The sequence below is a fragment of the Sphingomonas bacterium genome, from assembly GCF_903643065.1.
Taxonomy (GTDB): Bacteria; Pseudomonadota; Alphaproteobacteria; order Sphingomonadales; family Sphingomonadaceae; genus Sphingomonas.
The window spans coordinates 1-4,241 of sequence record NZ_CAHJWX010000256.1; the positions used below are offsets into that span (position 1 = coordinate 1).

Below are 4,241 nucleotides of genomic sequence, written 5' to 3' on the forward strand. Positions count from 1 at the left end.
GTTGCTGGCGTTCGGCGTCGGCGCGGGTCGGGTGCCGCCGTTCGTGTCCGCCGGCCTGGCGCTGCTCGCCGGCCTCACCAGCCTCGCTCGCCTCCGCCCGTCGGTGCGCGAGCCGAGCCTGACCGAGACGCGCGACGACATGCCGGTGCTGCGCCACACCCGGTAACGGAACGCCGCCCGAGGCCGGGCCGTTGTCGCTTCGCAACTGCCTTCGGAGCTTCCCATGCCCTATATCAAGACGCGCGACGGTACCGACCTGTACGTCAAGGATTGGGGCCAGGGGCGCCCGGTCGTCCTCCTCCACGGCTGGCCGCTGTCGTCGGACATGTGGGATCCGCAGGCGATGGCGCTCGCCGACGCGGGCTTCCGCGCGATCGCCTATGACCGGCGCGGGTTCGGCCGCTCGGGTCAGCCGTGGAGCGGTTACGATTACGACACGCTCGCCGACGATCTGGCGGACGTGATCGAGGCGTCGGGCGCCACCGACGCGACGATCGTCGGCTTCTCGATGGGCGGCGGCGAGGTCGCGCGCTACATGAGCCGGCACGGCGGCAAGAACGTCGTCGGCGCCGCGCTCGTCTCGTCCGTCACGCCTTATATGCTTCAGACCGACGACAATCCGCACGGCGTACCGCAGTCGACGTTCGACCAGATCACCGATGGCATCAAGCAGGACCGCTACAAGTTCTTCCGCGACACCTTCATCCCGCAGTTCTTCGGCGTCGGCTATATCAGCCGCCCGGTCAGCGACGACGTGATGGACTGGTCCGCGGCGGTCGCGGCGCAGGCCAGCCTCAAGGCGACGCTCGCCTGCGCGCAGTCGTTCGGCCACACCGATTTCCGCCCGGACCTGGCGGCGTTCCGCGTGCCGACGCTGATCATCCACGGCACCAGCGACGCGACGGTGCCGATCGATGCATCCGCCCGCGCCACGGCGAAGGGCATCGCCGGTTCGCAGCTGGTCGAATATGACGGCGAGCCGCACGGGCTCAACGTGACCGCCAGCGACCGGCTGACCAAGGACCTGCTGACATTCCTGGGTCGCTGACCGCCGGCTCGCCATCCCGGCAAGGGATGGTGATGCTAGAGTTTCTCCTGTTCAGACTGAACCCTGACCCGTTCGTGTCGAGCGAAGGCTCTCCCGAGCCTCGACGAGGGGTAGAGACACCGTACCAGTCTCGGTCCCTCGACTTCGCTCGGGACGAACGGATGGTAGCATCTGATCAGGACAGGCTTCAGCGCAACGGCACCACCATTTCGTCCGGGCGTACGACGTTGAGCTGCTTGCGGGTCATCTCGTCCACCATGTCCGGGTTGGCATGGTCCGGATCGAGCAGCGCCACGCGGTTGCGCAATACCGCGCGGCGCTGGTCGAGCGCAGCATAGACCCGCTCGCGCCGCGCGAGCTGGCGCTGGTAGTCGCCATAGGCGAACAACCCGTTCGCCCCGAACACGGCATAGGCGCCGAAGAAGCCGACCAGCATGACCGCCAGCGCCGGCAGCGCCGCGCGACCCAGCGTGCGGCGCAGGTTCGAGCTCTTCTTCGTGCCGCGCACCGCCGCCCTCCTCATGCCCGCTTGAGCACGCCGCGCCCGGCGAAGCGCGCCGCCGCGCCCAGCTCCTCCTCGATACGGATCAGCTGATTGTACTTGGCGAGCCGGTCCGATCGCGCGAGCGAGCCGGTCTTGATCTGCCCGCAATTAGTCGCGACCGCCAGGTCGGCGATCGTGGTGTCCTCCGTCTCGCCCGACCGATGGCTCATCACGGCGGTATAGCCGGCGCGGTGCGCGGTCGACACCGCCTCCAGCGTCTCGGTCAGCGTGCCGATCTGGTTGACCTTGACCAGGATCGAGTTGCCGACGCCCTTGTCGATCCCCTCGCGCAGCCGCGCCGGGTTGGTGACGAACAGGTCGTCCCCGACCAGCTGGACGGTGGCGCCCAGCCGGTCGGTCAGCGCGCGCCAGCCCGCCCAATCGTCCTCCGCCATCCCGTCCTCGATCGAGAAGATCGGATAGCGCGCGACAAGGTCGGCATAATAGTCGACCATCTCGCCCGAGCTCAGCACCTTGCCCTCGCCCGAGATATGATAGTGCCCGTCGCGGAAGAACTCGGTGGACGCCGGATCGAGCGCGATCATCACGTCGTCGCCCGGCTTGTAGCCCGCGCCCTCGATCGCGCGCATGATGAAGTCGAGCGCGTCGCCGGTGGAGGCGATGGCGGGCGCGAAACCGCCCTCGTCGCCGACCCCGGTCGCCAGCCCCTGGTCGTGCAGCATGCCCTTGAGCGTGTGGAAGATCTCGGACCCGCGCCGGACGGCCTCGACGATCGTGTCGGCGCCGACCGGCACGATCATGAACTCCTGGAAGTCGATCGGGTTGTCGGCATGCTCGCCGCCGTTGATGATGTTCATCATCGGCACCGGCAGCACGTTGGCCGACACCCCGCCGACATAGCGGTACAGCGGCAGGCCGCGCGCGTCCGCCGCCGCCTTGGCAATCGCCAGGCTCGCGCCCAGGATCGCGTTCGCGCCCAGCCGGCTCTTGTTGGCGGTGCCGTCGAGCGCGATCAGCTTGGCGTCGAGCTCCGCCTGATCCTCCGCATCCTCGCCGACCAGCGCCGGCGCGATCTCCATGTTGACCGCGTCCACCGCGCCGTCGACGCCCTTGCCGCCCCAGCGCGCCTTGTCGCCATCGCGCCGCTCGACCGCCTCGTGCGCGCCCGTCGAGGCCCCCGATGGCACGGCGGCCCGCCCGAAGCTGCCGTCCTCCAGCAGCACGTCCACCTCCACCGTCGGGTTGCCCCGGCTGTCCAGGATCGTGCGAGCGTGAATATCGATGATCGCGGTCAAAACGGGGCCCCTCGCATGAACGATGCGCGACCTCTATCGCCGGGGTCGAAGCGGGGCAATGCCGCGACGCCCGGCGGGAACATCCGCCGGGGGGACCGGGTTAGACGATCCGCACGAACAGCAAGGACCATGTTGATGGCCGATCCCGACACGCCGCACCCGGCAACCGATGCCGACCTGACCCCGCCGCCTGCCGATGCGAGCTTCGAGCCCGCCGAGCCGCTCAAGGACGCCGGTGTCGCGTTCGAGCCGGAAAGCAAGCCGGACGTCGGCGGCGTGCGCCAGCAACTGACCAGCGGAACGAGCAAGCTGGGCGGCCAGGCGGGCGACCGGGTCCGTCAGTTCGCCGACATGGGCAAGGAGCGCGCGGCGGGCGCGCTGGACCAGCTCGCGACGATGCTCACCGACGCGGCGGGGCAGGTCGATGGCAAGCTGGGCGCGCAATATGGCGGCTATGCCCGGTCGGCCGCCGACGCGGTGCAGGGCTTCTCGGCGCAGGTCCGCGAACAGGACCTGGACGAGCTGGTCGATCAGGGGCGCGAGCTGGTGCGCAAGAGCCCGGCGATCGCGATCGGCACGGCGGCGGCGATCGGCTTCGTGCTGGCGCGGCTCATCCAGTCGGGCGTCGATGCCGACCACGCCTGATCTCCAGGCGCCACGCCTCCACGCGGACGAGGGCGTCGGCGAGCTGGTGCATCGCGCCGTCGCGGACGCCCGCGCGCTCGCCGGCGCGGAAGTGGAATTGTACAAGGCGAAGTTCGGCGACAAGCTGACCGCGTGGAAGTCGGCGGCCGTGTTCTTCGTGGCGGCGGTCGTGCTCGTGCTGGCGGCGGTGATCGCGCTGCTGGTCGGGTTGATCTTCACCCTGGCGCCGCTGGTCGGCCCCGGTGGCGCGACCGCGATCGTGATCGTCGCGACCTTGCTGATCGCGGCCGTGCTCGCGTTCGTCGGCAAGGGTAAGCTGAAGTGAGCGAGGCGGACATCCGCGCGGCCGAGACGCGCGAGGCGGTGGCGCGCGCTCGGTTACAGGCGACGCTCAAGGAATTGCAGGCGCGGCTAAGTCCCAAGGCCATCGCCCGTGAAGGCGCGCGCAAGGTGGCCGACGCGGGCCAGAACGCGGCGCGTACCGGCGCCGATGTCGCGCGCCGCAATCCTGCCCCGGCGATCGGCGCGGCGGTAGCGGCGGTGCTGCTGCTCGGGCGTCATCGCATCGCGCGGCTGTTCCGCCGCGACAAACCTCTGGAACCAAAGGATCAGGTCCATGACTGACGCCCCCCGCCATGGCGCGCACCACCGCGAGCCCAAGCCCGCGCCGCCCCCCAGCGCCTATGATCGCGCATCGGACGCCGCGCGCTCGGCGATCGCGCAGGTCGACGCCAACCCGCTCGGCATC

The 4,241-nt window shown here is 69.9% G+C and carries 6 protein-coding genes; 4 read left to right on the forward strand and 2 right to left on the reverse strand.

Annotated features, from left to right (window positions below; all coding sequences use genetic code 11):
• Window positions 1-223 precede the first annotated feature (223 nt).
• Complete coding sequence (locus HUU95_RS09745; RefSeq protein WP_174279935.1) at window positions 224-1,048, forward strand: alpha/beta fold hydrolase; 825 nt, start codon at window positions 224-226, stop codon at window positions 1,046-1,048.
• Window positions 1,049-1,235: 187 nt separating this feature from the next.
• Here the strand turns inward: HUU95_RS09745 and HUU95_RS09750 are convergent, their stop codons facing one another.
• Window positions 1,236-1,556, reverse strand: coding sequence for an FtsB family cell division protein (locus HUU95_RS09750; protein WP_438827206.1), 321 nt, complete (start codon window positions 1,554-1,556; stop codon window positions 1,236-1,238).
• An 11-nt stretch (window positions 1,557-1,567) separates the two neighbouring features.
• Complete coding sequence (eno, locus tag HUU95_RS09755; protein WP_174279937.1) at window positions 1,568-2,848, reverse strand: phosphopyruvate hydratase; 1,281 nt, start codon at window positions 2,846-2,848, stop codon at window positions 1,568-1,570.
• A 135-nt stretch (window positions 2,849-2,983) separates the two neighbouring features.
• On the opposite strand from eno, the gene HUU95_RS09760 reads away from it, so the two are divergent.
• Genes HUU95_RS09760 through HUU95_RS09770 form a run of 3 tightly spaced genes read left to right on the forward strand, consistent with a single transcriptional unit; the run spans window position 2,984 to window position 4,117 of the window.
• Complete coding sequence (locus tag HUU95_RS09760; RefSeq protein ID WP_174279938.1) at window positions 2,984-3,493, forward strand: hypothetical protein; 510 nt, start codon at window positions 2,984-2,986, stop codon at window positions 3,491-3,493.
• A complete protein-coding gene (locus HUU95_RS09765) occupies window positions 3,477-3,818 on the forward strand; it encodes a phage holin family protein (protein WP_174279939.1) in 342 nt (113 codons plus the stop codon). Before HUU95_RS09760 ends, HUU95_RS09765 begins: the two co-directional genes overlap by 17 nt.
• On the forward strand, window positions 3,815-4,117 hold the full coding sequence (locus HUU95_RS09770) for a DUF3618 domain-containing protein (RefSeq protein WP_174279940.1): 303 nt from the start codon (window positions 3,815-3,817) through the stop codon (window positions 4,115-4,117). The genes HUU95_RS09765 and HUU95_RS09770 overlap by 4 nt, the downstream gene beginning before the upstream one ends.
• Window positions 4,118-4,241 lie beyond the last annotated feature (124 nt).

What these genes read in the sequence shown, in the direction of transcription:
- HUU95_RS09745 (WP_174279935.1), top strand. Translation starts at nt 224, where the DNA reads ATGCCCTATATCAAGACGCGCGACGGTACCGACCTGTACGTCAAGGAT.
- HUU95_RS09760 (WP_174279938.1), top strand. Translation starts at nt 2,984, where the DNA reads ATGGCCGATCCCGACACGCCGCACCCGGCAACCGATGCCGACCTGACC.
- HUU95_RS09765 (WP_174279939.1), top strand. Translation starts at nt 3,477, where the DNA reads ATGCCGACCACGCCTGATCTCCAGGCGCCACGCCTCCACGCGGACGAG.